Origin of the sequence: Mesotoga sp. UBA5847, assembly GCF_002432735.1 — a bacterium.
GTDB lineage: Bacteria > Thermotogota > Thermotogae > Petrotogales > Kosmotogaceae > Mesotoga.
The window spans coordinates 2,183-4,219 of record NZ_DJGL01000031.1; the positions used below are offsets into that span (position 1 = coordinate 2,183).

Genomic DNA, 2,037 nt, shown 5'->3' on the forward strand with positions numbered 1-2,037 from the left:
GTGATATAATATATATGCAATAAACATATATAATGAAAAAAGGAGATGTTTAGATTGCCTTGGGTAAGAGAAGATATGTGCACCGGATGCGGACTGTGTATCAAAGCCTGTCCGGTGGAAGGAGCAATCGTAATGAAGGCGGGCAAGGCGTACATAAACAACGCGCTTTGCACCAGATGCGGGGATTGTTTCAGTGCCTGTCCGGTGAATGCAATAAGGTCAAACTCTGAAAATCCCTCTCTTAGAGCCGGTGGAGGAGGATACGGCATCGGCCGTGGAACCGGTCCTGGACAGGGAAGTGGACTGGGACGAGGTATGGGCGGAGGCAGACGCGGAGGAGGACAGGGAAAGGGCATGGGAGGACAGGGAGGAAGATAGCCAAACAATATCGTTAGGGATGTGATTCGTTTGAGTCATATATACGGAGTGGTGCCTTCAAGAAGACTTGGCAGATCGCTTGGGGTCTGTACGATACCGTTCAAGACGTGCAATTACTCGTGTATTTACTGCCAGCTAGGAAGAACAACGAATATGACCAATACCAGGCAGACCTTCTATCCGCCTGAGGAGATTCTATCCGAGGCAAGAAGGTTTATAGAGGCTCACGGTGAAGAGTCGTTCGACGTTGTGACGGTTGTCGGAGAAGGTGAACCGACTCTGTACAAGCCATTGGATTCCATAGTGAATGGACTAAGAGAACTGACAGATAAGCCGCTTGTGCTAATCACAAATGGCTCTCTTCTATATGAGAAAACATTGAGAGAAGAGATAATGAATTTCGACATTGTGATGCCGACCTTCGATGCCATTGACGGGGAGAGCTTTCGGAGAATAAACAGACCTTATGGAAAGCTCAGATATGAGAGGGTCTATAATGGTTTGCTAGAGTTTTCGAAGGAATTCAAGGGTGAAATCTGGCTGGAAGTAATGCTCGTAAAGGATTACAACGACAGTGACAAATTTCTTGGAGAACTGAAGAATAGGATCGAACTGCTGGCCCCGGCAAGAGTGTACATAAATGTTCCTGCCAGGCCACCGGCAGAAGAAAATGTAGAAATACCTGAAGAAGAGACGCTTAGATATGCCCGCGCCCTTCTGAAGGCGGAGAGTATCGAGAACCTCCCGGTCAGCAGCTTCACTACCTCTGAGAAAAAAGCGCTGGATGCAGTGATCGAGATCATCAAGCGCCATCCGATGTCGGAGAAAGACATAAAGAGTTTTGTGGAGGCGGAGTTCAATGAGGAATCGGTCGGAGATCTTCTGAAGAGACTTAGCAAGAATCCGAACGTCGAGAAGAACTCCTATCGCGGGAAGGATTTTTACAGATACATCCTTGCAGGAAGACGATCAGGAGGATGAGAGATGGGAAAGTTAATCGCAATCGGGACCAACGACGGCTTCAAATTGAACGACGACCACTTCGGGCAGTCAAGGTACTACGACATTTATGAGCTTGACGAAGGCAAATGCGCCGTCAAGCTGGAAGCAAGGCCTAATCCTTATTTCGAGAATCATAAGCATGCGGAACTCGACGAGATCCTCCAGGTTATCGGTGACTGCCCTGTATGGATCGGGGCAGCAATGGGACAGGGATCGCTGAAAAAGCTCGCCGAGATGGACTACGAGCCGGTGATTCTAGAGCCGATGACAATTGAAGAGGCATTGAAGGCCTATCTCAAAGAATAACGTTGGTGGCTTCGTCACAGCCAGTCGAGCTTTTAAACGGAGACGGCTCTAAACAGCGTACAGCGGGGTCACCGTTTTTAAGCGTGCAGCGGATCTAGGAACGAAGAACAGATCATCGGTCCGGAACGAATAACAGGTTTCCTCGGCCAACGGCGAACCAGTCCTTTTGCTCTGTCCAATCCCCAACCCGCTATCCGCAAGCTCGGCGATTTTTTCTCCCTCCTGGCGAAGCCAGCCATGCATCCCCGGATGGTTTTCCTGAAATTATTCTAGTCGTGATTGTGCCCTTGTTTGTTTATAAGCTCTTACCAACCACCAACCACGGCTCTTAGCCCAGGGGGATTTCACCCC

3 protein-coding genes are annotated in these 2,037 nt (G+C 49.0%); all 3 read left to right on the forward strand.

The genetic code is table 11. The features are described from left to right. Positions 1 to 54 precede the first annotated feature (54 nt). Genes B3K91_RS03375 through B3K91_RS03385 form a run of 3 tightly spaced genes read left to right on the forward strand, consistent with a single transcriptional unit; the run spans position 55 to position 1,686 of the window. Complete coding sequence (locus tag B3K91_RS03375) at positions 55 to 378, forward strand: 4Fe-4S binding protein (RefSeq protein WP_292593995.1); 324 nt, start codon at positions 55 to 57, stop codon at positions 376 to 378. Between the two features lie 21 nt (positions 379 to 399). Next, positions 400 to 1,359 carry a radical SAM protein gene (locus tag B3K91_RS03380; protein WP_292593997.1) on the forward strand — a complete coding sequence of 320 codons (960 nt, stop codon included), beginning with the start codon at positions 400 to 402 and terminating at the stop codon, positions 1,357 to 1,359. A 3-nt stretch (positions 1,360 to 1,362) separates the two neighbouring features. Then, positions 1,363 to 1,686: a NifB/NifX family molybdenum-iron cluster-binding protein gene (locus B3K91_RS03385; RefSeq protein WP_102819283.1), complete on the forward strand. Its 324-nt coding sequence runs from the start codon at positions 1,363 to 1,365 to the stop codon at positions 1,684 to 1,686. Positions 1,687 to 2,037: the final 351 nt, after the last annotated feature.

Coding starts and splice junctions, on each gene's coding strand:
- B3K91_RS03385 (WP_102819283.1), top strand. CDS start 1,363: ATGGGAAAGTTAATCGCAATCGGGACCAACGACGGCTTCAAATTGAAC.